Annotated in this window: 32 protein-coding genes and 1 tRNA gene; 26 read left to right on the top strand and 7 right to left on the bottom strand. The window is 42.0% G+C overall.

All coding sequences use genetic code 11. The features are described from left to right. The first annotated feature begins 141 nt into the window (after positions 1-141). Complete coding sequence (locus ACKWCA_RS08520) at positions 142-1641, top strand: glycoside hydrolase family 32 protein (protein WP_413977754.1); 1500 nt, start codon at positions 142-144, stop codon at positions 1639-1641. On the opposite strand, the gene ACKWCA_RS08525 is transcribed toward ACKWCA_RS08520, so the two are convergent. The 4 genes from ACKWCA_RS08525 to ACKWCA_RS08540 form a co-directional block, all read right to left on the bottom strand. Next, a complete protein-coding gene (locus ACKWCA_RS08525; RefSeq protein WP_413977755.1) occupies positions 1642-2928 on the bottom strand; it encodes an ADP-ribosylglycohydrolase family protein in 1287 nt (428 codons plus the stop codon). It lies immediately after the preceding gene. Further along, on the bottom strand, positions 2925-3896 hold the full coding sequence (locus ACKWCA_RS08530) for a phosphotransferase (protein WP_413977756.1): 972 nt from the start codon (positions 3894-3896) through the stop codon (positions 2925-2927). The genes ACKWCA_RS08525 and ACKWCA_RS08530 overlap by 4 nt, the downstream gene beginning before the upstream one ends. A gap of 10 nt (positions 3897-3906) precedes the next feature. Continuing rightward, positions 3907-4353, bottom strand: coding sequence for a DinB family protein (locus ACKWCA_RS08535; RefSeq protein ID WP_413977757.1), 447 nt, complete (start codon positions 4351-4353; stop codon positions 3907-3909). A gap of 187 nt (positions 4354-4540) precedes the next feature. Then, positions 4541-4711 (bottom strand): DUF6747 family protein, encoded by a 171-nt coding sequence (locus ACKWCA_RS08540; RefSeq protein ID WP_413977758.1) that lies wholly within the window; start codon positions 4709-4711, stop codon positions 4541-4543. 409 nt (positions 4712-5120) lie between these two features. On the opposite strand from ACKWCA_RS08540, the gene ACKWCA_RS08545 reads away from it, so the two are divergent. From ACKWCA_RS08545 to ACKWCA_RS08610, 14 genes are all read left to right on the top strand, one after another. Further along, positions 5121-6389 carry a tyrosine-type recombinase/integrase gene (locus ACKWCA_RS08545; RefSeq protein WP_413977759.1) on the top strand — a complete coding sequence of 423 codons (1269 nt, stop codon included), beginning with the start codon at positions 5121-5123 and terminating at the stop codon, positions 6387-6389. After that, positions 6386-7123 (top strand): hypothetical protein, encoded by a 738-nt coding sequence (locus ACKWCA_RS08550; protein ID WP_413977760.1) that lies wholly within the window; start codon positions 6386-6388, stop codon positions 7121-7123. Before ACKWCA_RS08545 ends, ACKWCA_RS08550 begins: the two co-directional genes overlap by 4 nt. An 88-nt stretch (positions 7124-7211) precedes the next feature. Further along, on the top strand, positions 7212-7490 hold the full coding sequence (locus ACKWCA_RS08555; protein ID WP_413977761.1) for a helix-turn-helix domain-containing protein: 279 nt from the start codon (positions 7212-7214) through the stop codon (positions 7488-7490). A 61-nt stretch (positions 7491-7551) separates the two neighbouring features. Then, positions 7552-8400 (top strand): BT4734/BF3469 family protein, encoded by an 849-nt coding sequence (locus ACKWCA_RS08560; RefSeq protein WP_413977762.1) that lies wholly within the window; start codon positions 7552-7554, stop codon positions 8398-8400. Next, on the top strand, positions 8401-9639 hold the full coding sequence (locus ACKWCA_RS08565) for a VapE domain-containing protein (RefSeq protein ID WP_413977763.1): 1239 nt from the start codon (positions 8401-8403) through the stop codon (positions 9637-9639). Positions 9640-10090: 451 nt separating this feature from the next. After that, on the top strand, positions 10091-10348 hold the full coding sequence (locus ACKWCA_RS08570) for a hypothetical protein (protein ID WP_413977764.1): 258 nt from the start codon (positions 10091-10093) through the stop codon (positions 10346-10348). 11 nt (positions 10349-10359) lie between these two features. Continuing rightward, positions 10360-11610, top strand: coding sequence for a terminase large subunit domain-containing protein (locus ACKWCA_RS08575; RefSeq protein ID WP_413977765.1), 1251 nt, complete (start codon positions 10360-10362; stop codon positions 11608-11610). A 158-nt stretch (positions 11611-11768) separates the two neighbouring features. After that, entirely contained in the window at positions 11769-11912 is a 144-nt protein-coding gene (locus ACKWCA_RS08580; protein ID WP_413977766.1) for a hypothetical protein, read from the top strand. A 41-nt stretch (positions 11913-11953) separates the two neighbouring features. Beyond that, a complete protein-coding gene (locus tag ACKWCA_RS08585) occupies positions 11954-12094 on the top strand; it encodes a hypothetical protein (protein WP_413977767.1) in 141 nt (46 codons plus the stop codon). After that, the gene (locus ACKWCA_RS08590; protein ID WP_413977768.1) at positions 12094-12678 is read left to right on the top strand and encodes a hypothetical protein; all 585 of its coding nucleotides are present in this window, start codon (positions 12094-12096) and stop codon (positions 12676-12678) included. The genes ACKWCA_RS08585 and ACKWCA_RS08590 overlap by 1 nt, the downstream gene beginning before the upstream one ends. Next, on the top strand, positions 12675-12890 hold the full coding sequence (locus ACKWCA_RS08595) for a hypothetical protein (protein WP_413977769.1): 216 nt from the start codon (positions 12675-12677) through the stop codon (positions 12888-12890). Before ACKWCA_RS08590 ends, ACKWCA_RS08595 begins: the two co-directional genes overlap by 4 nt. A gap of 68 nt (positions 12891-12958) precedes the next feature. After that, the gene (locus ACKWCA_RS08600; protein ID WP_413977770.1) at positions 12959-13228 is read left to right on the top strand and encodes a hypothetical protein; all 270 of its coding nucleotides are present in this window, start codon (positions 12959-12961) and stop codon (positions 13226-13228) included. Continuing rightward, positions 13210-14706 carry a hypothetical protein gene (locus ACKWCA_RS08605; protein WP_413977771.1) on the top strand — a complete coding sequence of 499 codons (1497 nt, stop codon included), beginning with the start codon at positions 13210-13212 and terminating at the stop codon, positions 14704-14706. Before ACKWCA_RS08600 ends, ACKWCA_RS08605 begins: the two co-directional genes overlap by 19 nt. A 37-nt stretch (positions 14707-14743) precedes the next feature. After that, positions 14744-15487 (top strand): hypothetical protein, encoded by a 744-nt coding sequence (locus ACKWCA_RS08610; RefSeq protein WP_413977772.1) that lies wholly within the window; start codon positions 14744-14746, stop codon positions 15485-15487. Between the two features lie 370 nt (positions 15488-15857). On the opposite strand, the gene ACKWCA_RS08615 is transcribed toward ACKWCA_RS08610, so the two are convergent. After that, entirely contained in the window at positions 15858-16676 is an 819-nt protein-coding gene (locus ACKWCA_RS08615; protein ID WP_413977773.1) for an SOS response-associated peptidase, read from the bottom strand. An 89-nt stretch (positions 16677-16765) separates the two neighbouring features. Between ACKWCA_RS08615 and ACKWCA_RS08620 the strand changes: the two genes are divergently transcribed. Both ACKWCA_RS08620 and ACKWCA_RS08625 read left to right on the top strand, forming a co-directional pair. Further along, positions 16766-17050 carry a hypothetical protein gene (locus ACKWCA_RS08620; protein WP_413977774.1) on the top strand — a complete coding sequence of 95 codons (285 nt, stop codon included), beginning with the start codon at positions 16766-16768 and terminating at the stop codon, positions 17048-17050. A 98-nt stretch (positions 17051-17148) separates the two neighbouring features. Beyond that, positions 17149-17478 carry a YegP family protein gene (locus ACKWCA_RS08625; protein ID WP_413977775.1) on the top strand — a complete coding sequence of 110 codons (330 nt, stop codon included), beginning with the start codon at positions 17149-17151 and terminating at the stop codon, positions 17476-17478. Between the two features lie 74 nt (positions 17479-17552). Here the strand turns inward: ACKWCA_RS08625 and ACKWCA_RS08630 are convergent, their stop codons facing one another. Further along, complete coding sequence (locus tag ACKWCA_RS08630) at positions 17553-17840, bottom strand: helix-turn-helix domain-containing protein (RefSeq protein WP_413977776.1); 288 nt, start codon at positions 17838-17840, stop codon at positions 17553-17555. 151 nt (positions 17841-17991) lie between these two features. Here ACKWCA_RS08630 and ACKWCA_RS08635 point away from each other — a divergent pair, with 151 nt between their 5' ends. The 3 genes from ACKWCA_RS08635 to ACKWCA_RS08645 are packed head-to-tail and all read left to right on the top strand — an operon-like array spanning position 17992 to position 18982. After that, complete coding sequence (locus tag ACKWCA_RS08635) at positions 17992-18300, top strand: SH3 beta-barrel fold-containing protein (RefSeq protein ID WP_413977777.1); 309 nt, start codon at positions 17992-17994, stop codon at positions 18298-18300. A gap of 15 nt (positions 18301-18315) precedes the next feature. Further along, positions 18316-18687 (top strand): hypothetical protein, encoded by a 372-nt coding sequence (locus tag ACKWCA_RS08640; RefSeq protein ID WP_413977778.1) that lies wholly within the window; start codon positions 18316-18318, stop codon positions 18685-18687. Between the two features lies 1 nt (position 18688). Further along, positions 18689-18982 (top strand): hypothetical protein, encoded by a 294-nt coding sequence (locus ACKWCA_RS08645; RefSeq protein WP_413977779.1) that lies wholly within the window; start codon positions 18689-18691, stop codon positions 18980-18982. Between the two features lie 83 nt (positions 18983-19065). On the opposite strand, the gene ACKWCA_RS08650 is transcribed toward ACKWCA_RS08645, so the two are convergent. Further along, positions 19066-19138 (bottom strand) — tRNA-Phe (locus ACKWCA_RS08650). Positions 19139-19264: 126 nt separating this feature from the next. Here ACKWCA_RS08650 and ACKWCA_RS08655 point away from each other — a divergent pair. The 6 genes from ACKWCA_RS08655 to ACKWCA_RS08680 are packed head-to-tail and all read left to right on the top strand — an operon-like array spanning position 19265 to position 24828. Continuing rightward, entirely contained in the window at positions 19265-19993 is a 729-nt protein-coding gene (locus tag ACKWCA_RS08655; RefSeq protein ID WP_413977780.1) for a type III pantothenate kinase, read from the top strand. Beyond that, positions 19994-21298 (top strand): hypothetical protein, encoded by a 1305-nt coding sequence (locus ACKWCA_RS08660; RefSeq protein WP_413977781.1) that lies wholly within the window; start codon positions 19994-19996, stop codon positions 21296-21298. 40 nt (positions 21299-21338) lie between these two features. Continuing rightward, positions 21339-22712, top strand: a complete 1374-nt coding sequence (locus ACKWCA_RS08665; protein WP_413977782.1) for a tetratricopeptide repeat protein — start codon at positions 21339-21341, stop codon at positions 22710-22712. Position 22713: 1 nt separating this feature from the next. Continuing rightward, positions 22714-23340: an LPS export ABC transporter periplasmic protein LptC gene (lptC, locus tag ACKWCA_RS08670; RefSeq protein WP_413977783.1), complete on the top strand. Its 627-nt coding sequence runs from the start codon at positions 22714-22716 to the stop codon at positions 23338-23340. After that, positions 23333-23536 (top strand): hypothetical protein, encoded by a 204-nt coding sequence (locus ACKWCA_RS08675; RefSeq protein ID WP_413977784.1) that lies wholly within the window; start codon positions 23333-23335, stop codon positions 23534-23536. Before lptC ends, ACKWCA_RS08675 begins: the two co-directional genes overlap by 8 nt. 2 nt (positions 23537-23538) lie before the next feature. Continuing rightward, entirely contained in the window at positions 23539-24828 is a 1290-nt protein-coding gene (locus tag ACKWCA_RS08680; RefSeq protein WP_413977785.1) for a hemolysin family protein, read from the top strand. Positions 24829-24961: the final 133 nt, after the last annotated feature.

Here is a 24961-nt window from a genome sequence, read left to right on the forward strand (position 1 = left end):
CAGGTCTTCTTAAAGAGAAGGATACGCGATACCTTAAAAATGATGAACATTTCAAAAATACTACGAGCCCTTCTGTTGCTGCTAGTTCTTGCATCGTGCAAAGAAAATAAGAAGACGGAAATTAGTACAACTGAGAAAAGTATGTCGGACTATTATACGGAAACTTACCGTCCTCAATTTCACTTTACGCCGGAGGAGAAATGGATGAACGATCCGAATGGTATGGTGTATCATAAAGGCGTCTATCACCTGTTTTATCAATATTACCCAGATGATATCGTTTGGGGTCCTATGCATTGGGGACATGCTACCAGTGAAGATTTAGTGCATTGGCAACACAAGCCGATCGCTCTTTTTCCGGACAAACACGGATTGATATTTTCCGGGAGTGCCGTGGTCGATTTTAACAATACTTCCGGGTTCGGCACAACAGACAATCCGCCATTGGTTGCCATTTTCACCTACCATTTGATGGAAGGGGAGAAAGCGGGGAGAACTGATTTTCAAACCCAGGGCATCGCATACAGTTTGGATAACGGCGCTACTTGGACAAAATACGAAGAGAATCCGGTGATTGGGAATCCTGGAATCAAGGATTTTCGAGATCCGAAGGTTTTTTGGGATGCTGAAAACGACCAATGGATGATGAGCTTGGTCGCCGGTGATCATTTGCAACTCTGGGCATCGGAGGATCTAAAGAATTGGTCGAAACGCAGTGAATTCGGAAAAGACAAAGGCGCACACGGTGGCGTATGGGAGTGTCCGGATCTCTTTCCTTTGAAAGTCGCGGGTAGCGAAGAAGAAAAATGGGTGTTGCTCATCAGTATCAACCCCGGAGCGCCAAACGGAGGCAGTGGGACGCAATATTTCATCGGCGATTTTGATGGTAGCCAATTTACCACCGAACAGACCGAGGTCAAGTGGATCGACTGGGGAACTGACAATTACGCGGGGGTAACCTACAATGTGCTTCCTAAAGGGTTTTATGGCGAAACCTATACGAATGATCCCGGACAAGACCGGATTTTTATCGGTTGGATGAGCAACTGGACCTATGCTCGTGATACTCCTACGGAGACTTGGCGTAGTGCCATGACGGTGCCGAGAAAACTAACGTTGAGAAAAGTAGGTCAGGGGTATGATCTGTTCAACTATCCCATTGCCGATTTAGATACGATTATCGACGCAGTGGCACCATCGGACATCATAATCGAGGCAGAAAAAGGAAAGGATTTCAAGTTTGATCAACTCAATCAAGCGGAGGTAAAATTCAAAACGACCAAAGGTGATCTCTCATTTGGTTTTCAAAATGACCTGAAAGAAACACTTCTGTTGACGTTCGATACAGACGAAAACCTATTTTCTTTAGATAGAAGTACCTCTGGAGAAGTCGATTTTCAGGAAGATTTTGGTAAGGGAATTCAAAAAATGCCCGTACCTGATTTGCCGAATGGTGAGTTTGAAGTGCGCATCCTGTTGGATGCCTCATCTATAGAAGTATTTCTAAATAAAGGCCAATATGTGATGACCGCACAGCTCTTTCCGAGAGAAAATTACGATACACTTCACGTAGAGAATACCTCGAATGTATCGATGAAGCTTGGCGATTTTGCGATAAGCCCAGTTAACCGTATTTGGTAGTCAAGGCCCGACCAATTCTTTGGCCAAGGCTTCCAAATCGATACCGATCTGTTCTCTACTGACCAGCACCACCTCTTCCCTTAGGGCTTTGGGTAAGTTCGAATACCCTTCTTTGGCTCCGAGAATCATTCCCGCGACCGCCGCAACGGTATCATTATCACGCCCGTAGTTGACAATGAATTGCATGGTTTTATCAAAATCACCTTCCCCGAACTGGAGTCCGGTAATCAAAATTTGCCAAATCTCGCCGGCATGAAAAGCAATACCTTTTTTATCTTTTTCAAGTAATTGGTACACCATCTCTTGACGCACCCATTCTTTTTGGGTTCCGGGAAACTCTTCCGGACGTCTAAAAACCAAGGTGTCTTTAGCTACTAAAGAATCAATGAGAACCAAATTTTTGATGCGAAGTACATTTTTTACCGAAGCATCGGCCGTGGCATGTGAAATTCTACCCACCAACCTGCTGTCCTGATAACCATAAGGATCGATAAAGGTCGCGGTATTGATAATGGAATCCATATTTTGGGTACGCATTGCCATTTGTGTCATCGCGGCAACCAGTGCCGAAATATCCTTGGCATAACCCAAATCGAATAAGGTGTGATCGTAAGCCATGGTGTACGCTTCTTCAGGATTCGGTGCTACCAATCCGAACATGGGGGTGTATAATTGTCCTGCACATGACATTTCACCGCCATAAAATCTATTTTGCGCCCTCTGGTAGGCTTCCGCACTTTCTTGATACGCTAAAGTGACGCGAGCCCATTCTTTTATCCAATCGATTTTTTCATTTTGATCGTCCAACAAATCAGGATTCGTCCGTATTCTAGAATCTGATAGGCCTGCAGCCAATTCGCCATAATAGCTGGAAATAAATTTCGCGAAAAGTTCAGGATTCAAGGCGTCGCCATGGGCCGAGAAGTATTTCACCATAGCATATTTCCACCGGGTATCGTCTGTAGTGGCACCGGGCAAAAGATTGTGTTCCCATGTGCCTTCCGGTGATTGCTCGCGTACGGCAGGTGTTAGCCCTGTGATGTATTGATACTTCAATTGAATATCATTGCGATGCCACATTTCGGTAGAGGCACCCATGGCATCACCGATTGCAGAGCCAACAAGAGCACCCAGTACTTTGTCATAGCGCTGGTCTTTCGACAAGTCGAAGGTTTCGGACGTGTAGGTGGTTTTTGTCGGACTATTGATTTCGATGTTGGTATCGGCCTCTTTACAGCTCAAGAAGAAGGCTAGGAAACTTAAGACAACGAGTTGCATTTTTTTCATGACAGCACCATTTTTCGGGCGAGTGTCAAAAGATACTGTTTTTCATCAAGAGTTCGTTCCAAAGGTAGTTGGGCCAGACCAATGATGCGTCGCATAATTTCGATTCCTGCGACTTTGGCGATCAAGGTCTTTTCGGCCTTGCCTTCGTACGACTCAAAAATGAGGTCGATGTAGCGTTCATCTGCCGTGGCCATGATACAGTGTGCTGTCATAACGCCTAAATCAAATTCGGCGAAGCCTGAAAAGCCGAATTCAGGATCGATGATGTATAGGTGGTCTTCAGCGGTCATCCAACTACCGGGATAGTAATCGCCATGCAACAGGGTATCACCTGACGAGAGGTACTTTTCTCCGATTTCACCAATAATCGATTTGAGGTGTTCGTCCTGTTTGTACCCCATGGAGAGCTCTTGCAATCCTTCTTGAATATCATTGAGTTGAAATCCGTTATCCGTTAAAAAGGGGAGCACGAAAATATGTTGGTGATTCAACCTTCGCATCTCCAGATTTTGCGGAAAATCTTTGGGGACTTTGGTGCGGTGTATGTGACCAATGGCGCTCATGAGTTGCTCCAGAATGACCGGGGCTATTGAGCGGTCCGAATAGAGGTAAGACATGTCTTCGCAATCGCCAAGATCTTGTAATAACAAAACATGCTCTTCTTCATCGTACCCTAGTATTTTTGGAAGGTGGGCAGCCAAAGCTTCATTTTGCAATACGTTATAGAACTGGTGCTCCACGGCAATCCGATCAACAGGTGCTTCAATTTGTTGGTATTTCTGTACAAAGGGGCGTGACTGTTTGAGAATGAAAGATCGTTCGTCCAAGATAATGCGAAGTACGACATTCATATTGCCCTCTCCTGGTTTTTCGACAGCTAAGATGCGTTCATCTGAAGTAATCCAATCTCTGGCGACTAGGTAACTGTGCAGTGTTGTTGTAGAAGTGTTGTTGTCTAAATAATTCAAAATGCGATATTTAATGGTCCAATAATCGGCGATGGTAGTTGATCTGTCCTAAGTGGTAGGTGAGGTGAGTCGCCAAATGTGTCAAAAAATAACCCGTGGTCATGGTTTTTTTGAATACAGGTATCGGATATTCTTTGTTGAGGTCCTCTTCCGACAATTCCTCAAGCGTACATTCGATCATGGCCATGGTACCATCGATCTGCATCAACAGTTCCTCTTTAGGTACGTCGCGTAGTGAAAACTCCAATTCACGTTGCCGTACATAGCCCGTGTTGCCCAGTTCCGTTCCTATAAAGGCATTTAAATTTCCTAGTAAGTGAAGACATAGGTTGCCTCCGCTATTGCGAATACCTTTGTTGGTAGTCCACAGATGATGTTCATGGTGATAGGCTTCGATTTCCCTTTTTAATTTTTGAAGATCCCTTTGGAACAGTGATTTGAGTATCGAGATATGCATAAACGAAATACGGGTCGTTGTAATTATATGGATTGCATCGCGGAAAATAATAAAAGCCGCGACTAAATATAGCGCGGCTTTTTCAATAAATACATATGGGCACGATCAAAAATGTAAATGATGCCAACAAGGTGTCAACATGCAAGTTTCCATGTTTAGAAACCTTATATTCTTTTTAACTGTTAAGCTAGTCAAAAGCAAAACCGGTCGAGACTCTAAAAATAAAGGCGTAGAGCACAACAATGAACATGATAAAACTGAACCATGCAAAAATTTTAAAATACCTCTTCACAACGAAGTTTCCGAGGTTTTTAAATCCATCAAGATAGATTTCTTTCAATAGTAAAGCTACTTTCATAATCTGGTTATTTTAGGGATTAATAGGGGACAAAGATTTAACCTTTGGTTTGAGTAAAGGAAAAATTCAGACCAAATGAACGCAATGCTTGTTGATCGGTCTGGTGCAGGGATAAAATTCGAATAATCGGGATGAACGGTTGTCGGACAATTCTTCACGAATTGGCAAACGGCATTAAAATGCGGTAAGTGGCACAGCAGGTCTTCGGGAAAACCATTGGCAAACAAAAAATCCCCGCAAAAGCGGGGATCTAGTGTGGTGCCTCCAGTTATTGAACTATTTGCAGGTTAATAACTCCTAACAACTCCAATACCTTTGAACCCTATAGAAACCGGGTATTTCGTAAATTTAAATATAGATAGGAAACATGTTTAACCATAAGATTTCTGTCAACTAAATTGTCAACCGTATGTCAACTATAAATTCCACATTCTTTTTAAAAAAGCCAAAATCGGATAAGGAAACATTGATACTCTTCTCGTCATACTTCAAGTTCGAGGAAAAGAAATTCGTTTACTCCACGGGAGAGAAAATCAACCCAAAATCATGGGATTTCAAAAACCGTCAACCAATAGCGCACGGAAAGAATAAATCAGGGGAATACAGCTCGATAAGAAGGCAGCTTAATCGTTACACGGATAAATTCGGCGAGCTTCAAGCTAGATCCAAGATATATGGTGAGGAGTTCACTTCTCAAATTGTTCGTATCGAATTCGATAAGGAATTCAAGAAAGCCAAATCAGGTAAGAACCTGTTTTTCAAAGCCTATGACAAGTTTATGGAGGACAATCAAAAACAGCAGAAATGGTCGCTCAATACGATTAAGAGATATAACAACATCAAAGGTATCTTGGAGGACTTCGAGCGGGACACGGGCTACAAGTTAAGTTTTAAGAGCATTACAAAGCGTTTTCACATCGAGTTCACCGAGTACTCGATGAACGTAAAGAAACACGCGACAAATACCTTTAGGAGGAATTTGGGACTGTTCAAGACCTTCATGTTCTATGCCTTGGATAACGGGTATACCTATCAGGACGATTTCAGGAAATTCCAGAAGATGAAAGAGGCATTTACGGAGAAGGTAGCGCTCAAAGCGGAAGACCTGGCCAACATTATGGAACATCAGTTCGAACTTCCGAGGTTGGAGCGGGCTCGAGACGTTTTCGTTTTTGCATGCACAACCGGAATGCGATTTGGGGAACTCAAACTCATAGGTCGCCACAATGTAATAGACGGTAGCATTTTATTGAAGGAGGAGAAAGGCGTGAACAAGAAACCAAGGGAAATTCCTCTGAACAATGTTTCCGAGATGATATTACGGAAATACGACTATGATCTTCCCCTGATAGCGAACCAAAAACAGAACAAGTATATTAAAGAGGTTTTCGAAGCTGCGGGATATACACAGGAGTCTGAAAGAGTAATCGTCAAAGGTAAAACAGTCGTTCGTGAAAAGATGCCGCTATTCGAAAGAATTAGTACTCATACCGCACGAAGAACCTTTATAACGATGATGAAGAGACAGAAAGTCTCCGATAAGCTTATTGCTTCAATTTCAGGCCATAAGGATCTGAAAACATTAAACACCTATTATCAGGTGGACCAAGAGGCAAAGAAAGAGGCTGTGGCAGATGTGTTCGATAATATTGTTCAACCATTAAGAAAAGTCAATTGAAAAGACCGGCCAAAAGGAAGAAGGACGACACGGCGGAGATTGAAGTTAAACTCAAGCACTTGTTCGCGAAGGATAAGTTTGCCAGGGTGAAACCGAATGGGACGAACGTTAATGAAATTTTCGAGAACAACCTCAAGATTTGGTTGCTCAACAATAGTGACGAAACTCAGGTGCTTCATGGTGAGTCGGTCGTTATCTCAAATGGAGTTATGGAAAATCCTGAAAATGTGATAACAGGCAACACAAAAGAAGGTTTTGAATTAACAGCAACTGATTTTATCAGCGCGGAACTAGATTTTCTTTCCGGCCTTAGTGCCAATTACTATTCAATTGTAGAGGGCAAACAATTAGCTATTTACAAGGGCTATCTAGAGCAACAAAGGAAAGTTAAGGCCGAATTTAAAATATCATTCCGTGACTCTTTCTACGAGGTTTCGGATTACGAAAAGGTTATGGCGCAACTAAATGAATACAGTATAGCCAGTAAAGTTGGAAACAAACACACATGGAATGTCGGAAGCGAATCTAGGTTGACCTTGATGACTGCATTTTACGATACATTACTTGACAACGGCTTAATTAGAAAACATCGCACACTTCAAGAAGCTGCTGACGCAATTAACAATCACTTCCACATAAATTATCATCGTGGGTATTTTAAACGTCATAGAGAGTATGAATGGTATGAAGGAATGCGAAACGACTTCCATTTTATACCAAAAAGAGTTAAATAATCAGTTTCTACTGTTACCGTAACTTGTAACAGATAATTACATATCCACATATATAAATTAGCCTTGTATAACTATAAAAACAAGGCATATGTATCTACCATTAGAGGAGCTGCTGGAGGCTCAAAAATCAAATTCCAGTCGTCTACAGAGAATTGAGCAACTATTGCTGAGTAATCCCATAAAAAGATATTCCCCTCAAGAAATCTCAGAAAATACGCCCCTTAGCACTCAGACAGTGCTCGCCGCAATTAAGGACGGTAGAATCAAAGCTCAAAGATTCGGAAGAAAGTATTTGATAACCGCAGAAGAGTTTGAACGGGTTTGTAAGGATGCAAAATCCTTAAAATATAAACGTTCGGTAGCTTAAAGAAAAAAAGCCCAGAATAGTCCACCAAAGACTCTGGGCTTAACTTTTTTACATAAACGGTATGGAGACAAATTTACTAAAAAACACGGTAATATCACAATTTAATAGGGTTAGCGATACCTTAGGGGAGAAAAGGGAACTAGAACTCGTATTGAATGAAATCAGATCAAATAAATATGTAAAGCTTATAAGTGGAATTCGCGCTACTAGCGAAAAAAAGAGGCGCACTTCATTGAAAATGCAATTGCCGGCCGTCACCTTTGCCGGAACTTTTTCAAAAAGGGCTAAAGCCTTTTGTACACAACCATCAGGGTTGATTTGTCTTGATTTCGATGGCCTGAGGAATGCGGGTATCGTAAAGGAAAAACTGGCCAGGAGCAAGTATTGTCTTTGCATATTTATATCCCCTTCGGGAAATGGTCTAAAAATGCTCGTACGCATTCCTTTGGTAATAGGCGACGAACGTTATAAGGAATATTACAATGCCGCACTTCTTCATTATGGTGACTTCAGGCCCGATACCTCCACGAAGGATATCTCCAGGTTGTGTTTCCTCAGCCATGACCCTAAACTTTACCTGAACGAAAACGCAGAGGTCTTTACAAAAAGGTTTATCGCTCCGGTCTCACGTCCAAAAGTCAGGAACCTTAAATCCATTGGTAGTGCCACCGAGGGCGCAAGAATCAAAGGACTTTTCAAATGGTGGAAAAACAACCACTGGGATCCATCCGCAAGGAACAATAGTCTGTACAAGCTTGCTGCTGCCTTTTGTGAATACGGTGTATCCCTTGATTCTGCATGGGCGGTTATCAGGACATACGAAGAGCCGGATCTCGATCAATATGAGCTTAAAAAGCTAACGGATTCGGCCTACAAGAGAATAACGTTCAACGCAAAAGAATTTGTTTAGATGGAGGCAGTGAAGAAAATGGATGTACACTCAAAAGCGATGAGCAAAGTAATTGAGATAACCAAGAATGATAAAATCGACAAGCTAGAACAGTTTCTCAAAAGATTCGGCTTACGACATAATTCAATTACTCGGGAAATCGAATTAGATGGTGACGCGATTATCGATAGGGATATCAACACCATCTACACCAAAGCCATGCGCGAGATTAACTATAATATAAGCAAAAACAAAATATGGGACTACATCAACAGCGACTTCACTAAAACGTATAATCCGTTCCTGGATTTCTTCGAAAAGTACCAAGAGATGAAACCTGTGGGGCGGGTAAAAGAACTGCTGGATTGTATCGAATACGAGAAACCCGATCTTTCATTGGACAGCTTGTCCGAGGACGAATCAAATGCTGATTTCTTGGAGGTGTTCATGGAAAGATGGCTGCTAAGCATTATTGCATCTATGCACGGGACATACTCTTTACTTGTACTTGTCCTCACCGGGCCACAGGCAAGCGGTAAGAGTCGGTTCTTCCGGGAGTTGCTTCCCATAGAACTGAGACCCTACTATGCGGAAAGTAAATTGGACAGCGGGAAGGATGATGAGATATTGATGGCCAAGAAACTGATCGTTCTAGATGACGAGTTTTCCGGGAAGTCCAAAAAAGAGGCCGCAAAGCTCAAAGATCTTTCCTCAAAGGATTCCTTTACGGTCAGGAAGCCTTATGGCAAAGCACATGAGACCCTCAAGCGCCACGCTGTACTATGTGGAACTAGTAATGAGGAACAAATACTCAATGACCCGACCGGAAACCGAAGGCTTATCCCTATCAACGTGAAAAGCATAGACCTGGAGAAGTACTCCAAGATTGATAAGGTAGAACTCTTCATGGAACTATACCATACCTATCAAGAAATCGGCGACGGGTGGATGTTGGGACGAAATGAAATCGATTACCTAAATAAATGTACTTCGAGAAACGAGCAGCCCGACGTGGTTAAGGAGATGGTGCAGCAATACTTCGAACCAGTAGAAATGGAAGGTGGAAGGGCTATTAAACTCACTTCTACTGAGATAAAGAACAAGCTCGAAACAAGGACAAGGGAAACCATCAGTATCTACAAATTGGGGAGCATTATGAAATCCCTTGGGTACAGACAGGTGAAAGTGTACGACAGTAATACAAAGAACAGCAAAAGATGCTATTTGATGATAGATAAGACTAACGAGAGCCAATCATGACACTATTGACAATATGTAATGACACGATACGAACTCAACGGATGCGGGGGCTGAGGAGCATATCTTGTCACCTTGTCATCATGTCACTTGTTTTTGTAAAACCATACGCCTATACCCCTCTCTATATTAAACTAATATTTACCCTTTTATAATGACACTACTGACAAGATACTTTGGGAGGTCAACAAACATGGGACATAGGTTCGTGTCAATTGGTACAAATTCAAATGACAAGACAGTGACAAGAATGACAAGGTTCGAGGACATAGAAATACCACTGGGCGCCCCCATTTCCATCGAAAAATTGAATAAAAATCATGCTTTATACCAACCAACCTGTCAACTAAAATTGTAAAACATTGAAAATCAATAATATAAAATCACATATGTGGTGCCATAAAGTATCGAACCCCAAAAAAATATCATTATTAATCAATTAATTATCAAAGATATGCAAGGAGGAAAAAGACCCGGTGCGGGCAGACCTAAAGGGTCTAAGAACAAAAAGACCGAAAGGATACGCGAGCATTTCGAGAAGTTCATTTCGGACAACTTGGTACAAATGCAAGAGGACTATGATAAACTGGATCCGAACCAAAGATTGCAGTTCATCTCATTATTGACGAAGTATGTCCTACCATCGATGAAAGCCGTAGAAATGACCGGAACAGTTGAAAGCCCTGTGATAGATATGAGCAAATGGAAATAAGACCTCCAAAGTTGACATCCTATCAGAAGGAGATTATCTTTTCAAAGGCGCGGTTTACTATAACAGAGGCAAGTACCAAGTCAGGCAAGACCTATAGCCACATTGTATGGCTATTCATGAAGGCCCACGAGAAAGGTATCGATCATGATGGTCGCAACTATTGGTGGTGTGCTCCAATATACAACCAGGCCAAGATAGCTTTCGATAGATTCAGGAAGTATCTTTCACCTTCCGGTATATACAGGTTCAATGAGACCCACTTGGTCATATATTGCCCCAATGGAGCAAGGATATATTTCAAGTCGGCCGAAAAACCCGATAACCTTTATGGGGAGGATGTGTTTGCTGCTGTGTTTGACGAAGCTCCTAGGGCAAAAGAGGCTACGTGGCACGCACTTCGAACGACCTTAACTGCAACCGAGGCATCCTGTAAACTTATAGGCAACTTCGGAGGACAAAGCAATTGGGTACATCTGCTAAAAGAAAAGGCCAGTTCCGATGACACTTATGAGTACTTCAGGATAACTTGTTGGGAGGCCATAAAAGAGGGCATTATTTCAGAGAAGGAAGTGCAACAGGCTAAGAGAGACCTTCCTGAAAAAACATTCAAGGCTCTATACGAGGCCGAGGCCAGCGAAGATGAGGGTCAACTTATTAGCTATACGGCCATCAAGAAAATGTTCGAGGAAAGAGAGCTTAAATTCGAGAGGAGATATATTACCGCGGACATCGCAAGGTTCGGAAAGGACAGTACAGTCATAATGGTCTGGAGTGGTTTCACGGTTATCTATGTTAAGTCCCTACAGTCATCCTCGATTGATCAATGTGTGGAAGCCATCAGATCCATACAAAGGCTGCACGATGTCGATGTCAAAGATGTAATCGTGGATGAGGACGGTGTGGGCGCGGGTGTCAAAGATTATCTAAAATGCAAAGGCTTCGTTAACGGTTCAAAAGCTGTTAGGATAAAAGGCAAGGAGGAGAATTTCGCCAACCTAAAGACCCAGTGTTATTTCAAACTGGCCGAAATGATAAACGATGGACTCATACATGTCAGGTGTTCTCCGGAAGTGGAGAAATCGTTATCCCAAGAGCTGGAGTGGGTAAGGCTGCCCAAGGAAATCGACACTTCGAAGATTACGATACTTAGCAAGGAAAGAATAAAAGAATATTTAGGCCGTTCCCCGGACTATTCCGATGCGCTAATGATGAGGATGTGGTTCATTCTTCGGCCGAACTTTGGCATATACGCCGTTCGTTAGCGAAAAAAGCATTTCCGAGTAATGTTGTAAAATAATGATAATCAAAAAGATACGAAGTATTATTAGCCAATAAACCATTATTTGCGTCTTATATGTGTAAAAAAGTTTGAAAAATAGACAAAAACACAACTTATGTGTTATATGTAAAAGCAGGAAACATGGAATCCGAAACCAAATTACAGAGGCACGTCTATCTCACAGTGGACAATATCGAAAAAATAAAGCGTGTATCGAAGACCTTAGGTATAACCTACTCCGGGTCTATCAATTATATGCTCAATAAAGTGGAACTGCCGGAATGAATGGCTTCTCGGTCTTAAGGAATTAAATCTCAAAAAAAGATATGAAGATTAAACAACGTCCCGATTTCCTGGAAATAGCTCTAGGAAAGGCAAGGGTAGCGAACGCAAAATACGAAGCGAAACACGGTAATCCCTTTATGAAGATCCTAAGGGATTCGGAACTATTTAAAAAGAAGAAGTAATGGAAGATAGAATTATTGGATACAGGGACGACGCGTACGACCCATTATCGAAAAGGGAGAGCGCCCTTAGAGAGGCTCACGAGACTTTGGTTACAAAAACCGAAGCGATACAGGGAAAAGAAGGGATTGATGATTATTTGCTGTTAATCGAAGACCCTGTAAAGTATAATATCGATAAGTTCTTCGAGAACTACGGAAGCAACGAACCGCCTCACACGAATAGAGAGCGTTTCCTTAGATCAAAGGTAGATGCGAACCTATTGGAATTGGGTAAGATCAAATCTACGATTAACGACCTGACCAAAAGGATGATGAAGTATGCCCCTACTATCGCAAAAGATGGCATTACCTATAACCTTGAATCCATGAAAAAGGATTTCGACCTAATCCTAGATCCCGCAAAAGAAGATGAATACAACGCCTTGCAGAAACTCCTTGCTGCGGCCTTGGAGCTTAAAGAGAACCACGCGGAGTACAGTACAATGTGTAGGGCAGTGGATATAGTGAGCTACCACCCCGGGCTAAGATGGGAGATGAGCAAAAACCAAGTCTATATCGACGCTCGTCGTTACGCAAAGAAATGAACTTAAGATACAAGGAATACCGAATAAAGAATTACAATAAGTACAGTGATTCCCAACTGCATGAGGAGCTTAGGACACAACGTTCGAGACTGCGAAAGATAGACCCGGAAACGATGCGGGAAGAGGAGGAAACCATCCTTCTGAACATCGCCTTGAGCATTGACGAACTGAAGTCTCAACTGTGGTGTAGAAATAATTCAAAATTTTTCTGATTTCTTCATTTTTTTATTATTAACCATCCCCCTTGCTGTTATGGTGAGGGGGATTTAAAAAAAATCTTATGCCTCGTGTCAAGAAAAAACAAATTCAGGTTAAGGACTATGTTGATTTCTCTATCGATGAGATTATTACGGAGTTTACAAAGCTTAATGAGTTGAGCATGACGAATCTCGATCTCGGCCCTATTGAGATAATGACCCAAAGCTTCCACATAATATCGGAGCAATTGGAACTGATCGAGGAAATGAAAAGAAGAACAGGATTGAACAACAGGGAACTTAACTCATTGTTCCCTAAAATCGACAAGAGCCAATGGTTACCAAGACAATAACGATAAACGTTCAGGACGGGGAACTTGATGAACTGAACAAGGATCTCCGAAAGACCAAATCGAATATCGACAAAGTAGAGGATTCCGCGCAGAAAGCGGACGGGGGACTCAAGAAAGTCGGGGAGAACAGCGGGGCCATAGCCACGTTGGACGCGCTCACAGGTGGGGCCGCCTCTAGGATACGTGACGCCGCCGAGGCAAGTAAACTTTTCTCGATCAACCTTAAAGGTGTACAGGCGGCAATCGCCGCTACCGGAATAGGTGCCCTAGTTGTTTCATTGGGGCTTATAGTGGCCTATTGGGACGATATAAAGGGAGCGGTCACCGGGATCAATTCGGAACTTAACGACCAGATCGAGCTACAGGCGCAAATAACGGACGAGGCCCGCTTCCAATTAAAGTCCTATGAGGCTGGTGAAAATGTCCTTCGTTTGCAAGGGAAGACGGAGAAAGAGATTATCGAATTAAAGAAAGAACGCATCCAACAGGTGCTCGATACTACGAAAGTCGAGCTTGAGTACCAGAAACAACAATTGGAGGGCCAACTTGAGGCCGAGAAGAACGCTAAAACCATATTTTATGCGGTAACGGAAGCGGGGAACCAGTTCTTTACGTTCATCGCGCGGGGTATGGACTCATTGTTGTCCAACCTTGGTATAGATATAGGGCTTGAGGGCAAGGTAGGCGAGATCCGGGGCAGTGTCTTCGACTCCCTATTCGGAAGTGCGGAGTCCATAGAGACCCGTAAAAAGGAGATAGAGGAACTGACCCTTGCGATCATAGGCCAACAGGACAAACTGGCCGCTATGGAGCTTGCTAGGCAAGGTGAAGGCTCCAGGGGGCCGGATCAAGAGACCGCAGCAATCCTTCCATTAACGGGATTGGCCGGCTTCGATAGCCTTGACCAGACACTTAGCGCCGAATTCGATGCTATTTTTCTTGCCGAGACCGCTAGGACCAACCTTGAAAGGGAGCAGAGCGAAATTAGAAAGACCATAGCCGAAGGGGAGAAAGAGGCAAAGATACTGGCCCTGCAACAAGTGGGCGCGATATTCGAGAACCTATCCAGTATTGCCGGCAAACAGACCGAGGTAGGTAAGGCATTGGCCGTGGCCTCTACGCTGATCAATACCTTTGTTTCGGCGACCTTGGCATATAAGGCGGGACTTGAAACGGGAGGGCCGCTAGGAATCGCATTAGGGATCGCTTCATCGGCGGCGGCAGTAGCTGCCGGACTTCAGAACGTCAAGAAGATACAACAGGTAAAAGTGCCGGGCGGTGGCGGTGGCGGATCCATCGGGCCTACACCTAGTGCCCCTCCGGCATTCAATGTCGTTGAGAGCAATCCCCAAAATCAATTGAACCAAAGTTTATTGGAGCAGAACGATCAACCGGTTCAGGCATTCGTGGTTGAAGGCCATGTGACAACTGCCCAGGCATTGAGAAGGAATGCGATTGAAAGTTCTAGTTTAGGGTAATTCTGTAGGGAGTTTATTTTTGATATATTTATCAAATATGAAACAGAACTGGAATAAAATTACAAGAGGTTTGTTATGGTATTTGCTGTTGATGTGTGTTGAAATCATTGTTATTGTTTCGGTATTCATATACTTTTTCAAAGACCAAGAGGTTTCTAATAATATTGCGGACTGGGGAAGCTTTGGGGATTTTATAGGCGGGGTTCTGAATCCATTAATCGCCTTTTTTAGTCTCATCTTATTGGGTACTATTACTTGGTTACTGGGTAAAAGGAATGAAGATAGCAGCTTAGAGCTTAATTTGAGGTTGAAGAAAATAGATGCTTATGAGCTAATTGTAAAGCAGGTTTCTGCCGTGCATGATTTTCATAATGTACTATTTAATTATGCTCTACTCATGAAAAGCATTGGAAAAAGCAAAGCGACTCGATTACAAATTGTTGAGTTACTTCAAGGGAAGGCAAAAGAAATGAACCAAATAACCGCTCAGTGCGGAAAAGTCAGGACTATAATCGAATCCTATTCATACAGGTTTTCACATTTATTCAGAAGAAATCTAAAAGATTTGAAATTCGATGATCTTGTTGATAAAGTTAGGGTTTATGTTGAAATATGTGAAAGAATGAACGTTGTCGCTCAACACATAGGTCTTAATGATTCAGAGGATGACAGATTGACCCAAGAATTTAACGAATTAGCTGAAGAAATGATGGGGCTGAGGTCGGAATTTCTAGAATCATATATGACATTTGCGTATGAACTGAGAAAGGAATTGAGCTAAACCAGATCACGTTTTTACTCCCTTTGATAGACTTTTTGTACCTGCCACCCCAATTAGTTGTTGTGCGCCGTACCCACTGGTGGGGACGGAAAAGGACAGGGGTTTGATTAAAAAAGTTAAATGCTAATTGTCCCCGCATACTTATCCATTCTAAAGCCATGAATGAATGGATGCAGTCCTAGTATTTTGTCTGTTTCAACACATAACTCTATCTCGACAAAGAATTTGTGCAGTGCGTATAAAGTAAACTTGCTATCTATGCTGCAATAGTTATTTAAGTGTGTTCCATTATCCCAGAGCACGTCCCACTGCTCTTCCTTAGATAGCGATAAATAATCTTCCAAAGTCATTTGGTCAGTAGTTTAAAGGATTAGCCGAATAGATCCTGTTGTGGTTTGTTCTCGTAATCGATAGCTATTTCGAGATGATGAACTGGAGTGGTTATATCCGGTCTGTTGGAATCCTCATTAGGTCTGTAAAGATCCCTGCTTATGGGTTGGGCATAAATAAGCTCGTCAGGCATGTCATTATCGATCAAATTTTCAAGGTCGCTTCGTGATGAGCTACTATCCAACCATCCCTCGACCTGATCATCATGTAATATTACCGGCCTTCTTTTCTTGGTATGGTGGATTTTCTCAAAAAGTGGTGTCGCCGGTTTGGTGATAATCGCGAACGTGGCGTGCCCATCTTTTGTAAAACTATAGATACCTGCAAGTTTCGTTATTTCCTTATCCCGTCTTTCAAAGAAGAAAGGTATCGAAAACGGTTTCTTGACATGGGTAACGCGATAGGGTTCATAAAATCCAGTTACCGGAACGATACATCTTCTATTCTCGGCACTATCCATGAACATACGTGAAGTAAATATCTTTTCACTTGTGGCGTTCAGACCGGAACCCACCCCTCTTGTATCGGCATAATACCGTTCCGCATTCTCTCCCAGCTCCCAGCTTGGAATGAACCCCCACATCAATGGCGCAAGGAATTTGGGGTTCTCCTGGGGCTGTATGGCCATTATAGGGTGAATGGATTCCTTTGTCCCGCCCTTCAATGACTGCCTTGCAAAACCGTTGATATGGTATTGCTGAAGGTCGTCATCATCAAGGTATTCGGGTAACTTAGCAACGGCGTTCAAGGCTTTCTCCAGTTCCGAAAGGGGCTTTCCCTGTTGGGTCGAATAACACATGTTCATTGGTTTAGGATCAAGATAAAAATTTTTGTGTTAAAACAGATCGTGTTCTTTCAAAATATGGAAATATACCTAATATTTGGAATATGTCCGAACCATATAATGTACATCGCGAACTTGTCGCCCTGTGGATCAGGCAAGCAGTCCATTTCGAAGGGGATTTTATGGTGAAGAACGCGGGCAGAAGTTATCTTTCCGTAGTCAAGGGTAAAGCAGTGTTCTGTGATAATGGGCTTCTCACCAACTATAGAAGAAAGCCAGAAGTATTGGAAAAGATATTGCATGGATTGGTAGACAAGTATCATAATTTCACACATAGCGGATACTATTACTTTTATTCAAGAGGGGAATGGCGGCGGTTCAAGCCTTGAATTAACGATGTTAAATTTCCTATTTGATTGAAAATGTTCTTTTTAAATAATAATTTTAGGAAGATCCAGTTATCAATTAAACTTAAAAACAAAAACCAATGGGAAAATTCGAAATCAAAAAGGACAAATCCGGCCAGTTCAGGTTCAACCTTAAGGCGGGTAACGGCCAAGTAATCTTAAGCAGTGAAGCCTACAAAACAAAATCATCCTGTGACAACGGTATAGAATCCGTTAGGAAGAATTCGCAAGATGACGGGAAATACGATAGGAAAACTGCAAAGGACGGAAGCCCGTATTTTAATCTAAAGGCATCAAATGGTCAGGTTATAGGAAGTAGTGAAATGTATTCAGGTACTTCCGCTATGGAAAACGGAATAACCTCTGTGAAAAAGAACGCTCCCGATGCATCCGTGACGGATAATTCATAGTATATTTACAATCACTCTTAATATCCCGAAAGGGTTGTTATATGAAAGGCGGCCCTTGTTCAAGGCCGTCTTTTTTATTCTCCTTTCGTAAGCTCAAGCAGCTTTTCAAGATCTTCTGTCGAGCCAATTTCGTGAATTGTGTTTCCAACTTTTACGAAACCCTTTATCGGAATGTCCTCGTTCGAAGAAACAAAGAAGTCTTTTACATCTACCCTCAGGACTTCGGCGATTTTACCCAAGGTCTCAATGGTGGGGTTGCCATTTATATTTCTACTCAACGACACCCTATTGATGCCTAAGGTGTTGGCGATTTCCTCCATCGAAATTCCTTTCTCCTTCGCGACTTCCTTTATTCTCAACACTGTATATGGATTAACAATTAACTATACAAAGTTACAAATTAAATATAATTTAACATTAAATAGTTAAATATATTTGTATACGTAACTTTTAAATGCTACATTTGAATTATAATTATAGCATTAAAGAGTTAATTTTTTTAAAACCACCATCATGGACAAATCACATTTATTCAAACAAGCCTGGGTAATCGCAAAGGCGACAGGCAAATCATTCCGTATCGCACTAGTAAAGGCTTGGAGCATCTACAAACTGAAAATGGAAATGCTCAAGCGCAAGGTAAAGATAGCGTACGAGAAAAAGGACGGCAGCCTACGCTATGCAATGGCAACCATGCAATCCAAGTTCCTAGGGGATATCAAGGGGCTACGCGCACCCAATCCCAAAGTAGTTACCTACTATGACCTTGATTCAATGGCGTTCCGTTGCTTCAAGGCGGAGAATCTAATCCAAGTCTATTAATCTATAAACCAAAACATGAAAACAATCGATAAAAAATTAAAGGAAGAGATCATTCTTGATATTCTAAATGACCATATCATTTGGCACCGATTAAAAAGAGGAATGAGAAAAATACTGAACGCTTACCATCCCGGAGGAGATGAAATCGAATTCGAGACAGATTGGAAATATGTCGGGTATGGCTCCGCCCTCAAGTTAATGGGAGTTGACAATATCCCAACAAAAAAGGGTGCGGACATCCATGAGAACTTTTATGATATACTTCGTGGGGTCTTGAAAAGTGATGAAAAATCAAGCGTACTAGCCAAAAGACTCTACAATGATTGGCTGGCTGAAATCGTAAGATTTTATACGGATGAACTGGAACTAAAACCACAAAAACAATAACATGAAAACCACTATTTCAAAGGAAAACGCAATTGACATCCTGGAACAAGTAATAGTATCCCGGAGTTTTAAAGAGAAGATGGATAAAGCAAGTATAAACTTGGACAATTACTGGGAGAACATAAATGCTTTTACTAGGGGTCTTTTCAATATCGAAGAGGAAGACGAAATTGATGACATGGTACACGAAATATTCTCAATGACAGTGCTCCATCCATACGGTTCAGCAAAGAAAAAAGCGGAAACCCTATATTTCATATTCTCACAAATAGCCTTATCACAAGCAGCAAAGTGAGAATGAGGTATTTAAATATGTCAACCGGATTGTCAACCAAAAATAGAAACCCCCGTAGTTATTGAAACTACAGGGGTTTAAGGTGGTGCCTCCAGGAATCGAACCAGGGACACATGGATTTTCAGTCCATTGCTCTACCAACTGAGCTAAGGCACCATACCATTTCTAGAAGCGAAACATATTCGCCCAAAACGGGGTGCAAATATAATTTCAAATTTAGGATATACAAACAAAAACCGTAAAAAAGGAAATTGTTTTTTCTGAAATTATGATCTTTGATACATGAACCTGATTGTCGACGTTGGAAATACAGCCACCAAGCTTGCCGTGTTTCACGGTCAAAAGCTGTTGTTTGATACAGTTTTGGAGAAAAAGGGACTTATCGATGAGGTGAAGGAAATCTTTGATCAATACCCCAATATTCGTAGGGCCATGGTTTCTTCGGTGGGTGAGTTCGATACAAAGCAATTGGCCGCCCTTTCCATTTTTTGTAAAGTGTATGTCTTGAATCATACCACACGTACTCCATTTAAAAATTCGTATGCTACCCCACAATCTTTGGGTGTGGACCGTATTGCCTTGGCCGCTGCGGCTTTTTATCGAAATCCCAATGGCAATATCTTAGTGGTGGATGCGGGTACCTGTATCACATATGATATGGTGAATGACTACGGCGAATATCTTGGCGGGGCCATTTCACCTGGAATCCATATGCGCTATCGCGCCATGCACGATCAAACTGCGAAATTGCCACTATTGCGAAAGGAAATACCTATGGATCTCATTGGAAATTCAACCGAAACCAGCATGCATAGCGGCGTTGTCAACGGTGTCTGCGCCGAAATTGACGGGGTAATCGACCAATATAAATCGCGTTTTGCACATTTAACAGTTATTTTAACAGGCGGCGACTCCCAATTTTTGTCAAAACGATTAAAAAATACCATATTTGCGGATTCCAAATTTCTCCTTCGAGGACTAAATTACCTACTGGAATACAACAAGCACTGAATGATCAAAAAAATTGGATTTGCAATAGTGTGCCTGACCTTTTTCGGCGCGTATGCTCAAGATGGTACGGTATCTCCCTATTCCTATTTTGGTATTGGCGAATTGAGATCGACCACGACGATCGAAAACCAAATGATGGGTGGTATTGGCGTCTATACCGATAGTATACATGTCAATCTGCAGAATCCGGCGGCCTATGCCGACCTAGGGGTGCAATTTGGCGAAACATTTGGGTTAACGACATACACGGCTGGTGTTTCATATAACCAGCTTACCCTTTCAAGTGCTACGGCCGAAGAGAGTAGTAGCGTCACTAATCTTGAGTATTTGGCCCTCGCCTTTACGCTACGGGAAAATTTAGGTATAGGTATAGGTCTTATGCCGCTTTCATCGGTAGGGTACAACTTTGAATCCGCTATTGACGGGGTGGGAGATGACCCCAATATTGTCAACCGCTTTTCGGGCACAGGAGGACTTAATAGGGTCTATGCCTCTATCGGTTGGGGTATTACCGATAATCTGAAACTAGGGGTTACGGCCAATTTCAATTTTGGTACCTTAGAGAGTGAACGTCTGCAGCTGGTGGAAGATGTGCAATTGGCTACTTTCGATGAAAGATCATCGCGTATCAATGGGATGGACTTGAACTACGCGTTGAACTATACCCCGCGATTCAAGGATAAATACAGACTTCATACCTCTATTCGTATAAATACCCAAGCGAACCTGACGGCACGCAATACACAACGGATCGGTTCGGTAGTAGCCGATGAAGATAGCCCCGTCTTAGGTACGGAGCTAGAAAGTTCCGATGTAAACTTAGACGCGCTCGGACTCAAGGAGACCGCGGTAAAAATACCGACGACGCTGACCATGGGCCTCGGTTTCGGTGAGGATAGAAAGTGGTTTTTGGGAGGTGAATATAGTGTCCAGGATCTGGGTGATTATGTCAACCCGTTTTTGCAGTTCGAAAACCTACAATATCAAAATGCAAGTACCATCGCTTTTGGTGGTTTTTGGGTTCCCGATCATACGTCTTTCAAATATCTGAAACGCATTACATACCGCGCCGGCGTGCGGATGGAGAACAGCGGTATGCTTGTTAACGACACGGAAATAAACAACTTTGGCATAACTTTTGGAGTTGGACTACCACTGGGACGAAGTCTCTCAAACCTCAACCTAGGTTTCGAACTAGGACAACGAGGTACGACAGATGCCAATTTAATAGAAGAAGGATACTTTAAAATAAATGTAAGTCTTTCACTGAATGACCAATGGTTCCGTAAGGCAAAAATAAACTGAGAAAAATTTAGTACATTAACCGCTTTAAACAGATATCAAAATGAAAACAACATTCTACTCTACGGTATTTATGCTTCTTGGATGTATGATGATGGGTAATGCCCAGGCTCAAAATCCGGAGTGTATGACCAATCTTTCAATTTACACTGAGCACGTAAAGGTGAAAAACTATGACGCTGCCTATACGCCATGGAAAATGGTTTATGAGACCTGTCCTGAACTGAATTATGCGAATTTTCTGTATGGAGAGCGAATCCTTAAGGATAAGATTAAAAAATCGTCTGGAGCTGAAAAAGATGGTTATATCAGTGATTTATTGGCGCTTTTCGATGGTAGCATGAAGTATTTTCCAAAGAAGGCCAAATTGGCTTCGGTCATTATAGATAAGGTATTGTTGAAATACGACAACAAAATGATTTCTGATGATGAAATCTATTCGATGTTGGGCAAGGCTTTTACTGAAGATTTGGCCAACTTTAAAAATCCAAAAGCCCTCTATCTGTATTTCTCAAGTTTGGTAGATTTGCACAAATCAAATAAGAAAGATCTTCAAGAAGTTTTCGATGTATATGATAACGTTACCGAAAAAATCGAGGACGAGAATGCAAAGCTTACAGGTGCAATTGCGAAGTTGATTCCAAAAGATTCCGCTGGTACCTTGACCTCAAAGGAGAAAAAAAGGTTTAAGGCATATAATACCAATTCCGCATCCTTTGGTAAGATTGCAGGAAGTATCGATACCAAGCTAGGTGATTTGGCCGACTGTGGAAACTTGATTCCGTTATATCAAAAGAATTTTAGTGAAAAGAAAGGTGATGTGGTATGGGTGAAAAGAGCGGTGAGCAGAATGTTCAACAAAGAATGTACGGATGATCCCTTATTTAGTCAGATGGTCGAGGTTCAGGCCGAACTAGATCCATCAGCCGATGTTTATGTGTATCTCGGAACTTTAAAGTCAAAAGCCGGTGATACCCAAGGGGCCATTGCCGATTTCGACAAGGCGTTGGAATTAGAAACGGATGCTCGAAAAAGATCTAATATCGCTTACAAAGTTGCTACGCTCTTCAGAAGAAAAGGCAGCAAGTCGTCGGCTAGAAAATACGCCCAGAAAGCGATTGATGCCAGTGGTTCAAATGGAAAAGCGTATTTGTTGATTGCAAACCTTTATGCGACCAGTGCCAACAATTGTGGTAAAGATACCTTTGAGAAAAGGGCAATGTACTGGAAAGCAGCGGATATGGCTAGTAGAGCGGGGCGTGTAGATCCTTCCCTTGGTTCAAGAGCTAGGAAATCGGCCAGCAGTTATCAGCAAAAAGCTCCGGACAAAGCGATGATTTTCCAGAAGGGAATGTCAGGTAAAACCGTATCCTTCAGTTGTTGGGTCGGAGGCAGTGTAAAAGTGCCTAATTTGTAAAATGAACTTACTTTTAAAGTTGAATATACCAAGCATTGCCATGATTTTCATGGCAATGCTTTTTTGGTCTTGCTCGGATAACTATACCCGGGTAGGTGATGAAGCACAAAAAAAAATCTTCCCTCAAGGGATAGCCGAGAATTTTGTCATGACCTACACCGAAGTTAGGGAGAACCTAGAGCCCGAAGATTCGGAACCTTCTCGAGTCATTTCCGTTCTTACGAGTGATAAAAGCGAGGATTTTACGAATTTGACGTTTCCGTATCAGACCTTTCCCGATGGTTTGGTTCTTGATATCTACGACGCCGAAAATAGAAAAAGTGTAATACGGGCAGATTATGGTATCATCTATTCTGCAACTGATTTAATAGATTTGCGTGGTAATGTGGTTGTAGACAGTTACGATGGAAAAAAATTGGAATCACCACAACTTTACTATGATCAAATCAATGAATGGATATTTACTCAGGAAAAGTTCAAGTATACAAACCCTGAGGAAGGTACCATTATGGATGGTGAGGGAATGGATCTCAAATACGACAAAAGTCTAAGCTATGTCAGCGCGCATAAAACATACGGACTTATGTTAATCAAAGACGAAGCACTCAAAGAAGATACTGATGAATAAATACCTTAAATACACAATTTATGTGAACTTGGTAGTGGCCGTACTCTCGGCTATCATGGCCTTTAACACATGGAATACAGATCGTTCAAGATCGTATATTTTTATCTTTTTGGCGGTGATTACCGGCTTTATGTTCTTTTTTAGAAGGCATTACCTGAAGAAATTTGAACAAAGAAAACGTGACAACCAACAGTAGCCTTGGATACCTCTATAGTTATTATTGTCCTTTCCTTATTGTTTTCCGCCTTTTTTTCGGGTATGGAAATCGCCTTTATATCGGCCAATAAGATTCATATAGAGATTGAGAAAAAGCAAGAGGGCTTTCTAGCGAATATACTGACCAGACTTACCAAGAAACCTTCCAAGTTCATAGCAACCATGCTGATCGGCAATAATATTGCCTTGGTTATCTATGGTATTTTTATGGGCGACTTTCTAACGGATTGGCTCCTGCACTTTTCCATGAATAGCGACATAGGCTTTTTGACCTATTTGACGGAGTTCAGTTTACTCACCAAAACGATAATATCCACCTTGGTCATCCTGTTCACTGCCGAATTTCTGCCCAAGGTGCTATTTCAGATCTATTCGAACACCTTGCTTAAATTGTTCGCATTGCCGGCTTATCTATTTTACCTTTTGTTTTCGTTGATTTCTGAATTCGTGATTAAAATCTCTGATTTTATCTTAAAGGCCTTCTTCAAAACCGAGGGCGATGAGGTGCAATTGGCGTTCAGCAAGTTGGAATTGGGCGACTATATCACGGAACAAATGGAAACCGTAGAAGAGGAAGATGAAGTGGATTCGGAGATTCAGATTTTTCAAAATGCACTGGAATTCAGTGCGGTAAAGGCACGTGAAGTTATGGTGCCTCGAACTGAGATCATGGCCGTGGAACTGCATGAAACCCCTAAAAACCTCACCAGGATCTTTTCGGAAACCGGGTATTCGAAAATCTTGATTTTTAAAGATACCGTAGATAATATCATCGGCTATGTGCATTCCTACGAGATGTTCAAAAAACCGAAAACGGTAAAAAGTATCCTCCTGCCCGTCGAGTTCGTACCGGAGACCATGTTGATTCATGACATTCTGAATGTGCTGACCAAAAAGCGTAAAAGTATTGCAGTGGTTTTGGACGAATACGGTGGTACTTCGGGGATCATAACCGTGGAAGATATCGTAGAGGAACTTTTTGGGGAAATAGAAGATGAACACGATACCACAGATTTGATAGAAGAACAGATCGAAGATCGTACGTATAAGTTCTCCGCAAGGCTTGAGGTAGACTTCCTAAATGAAAATTACAAGCTTGAACTACCTGAGGGAGATGAATACGAGACGTTGGGAGGGCTCATCGTAAACGAAACCGGTGAAATTCCTGAGCAGGACACCGAGATAACCCTGGAAAATTTTCGTTTCACTATCCTTGAGGTCTCCAATACAAAAATCGATTTGGTCAAACTTGAGGTGTTGGAAGGGGAATAAAAACGAATTCCGGTTAAACCTATTTTCTGTTGATTTATACCATAATAAAAGGCGTCAACTATAATGATAGCTAACTGATTATAGGGCTATTTACTGGTGGAATAAATTTGAACAGATGAAAAGAAAATGGTAA

Origin of the sequence: Maribacter corallii, from assembly GCF_047345415.1 — a bacterium.
Classification (GTDB): domain Bacteria; phylum Bacteroidota; class Bacteroidia; order Flavobacteriales; family Flavobacteriaceae; genus Maribacter_C.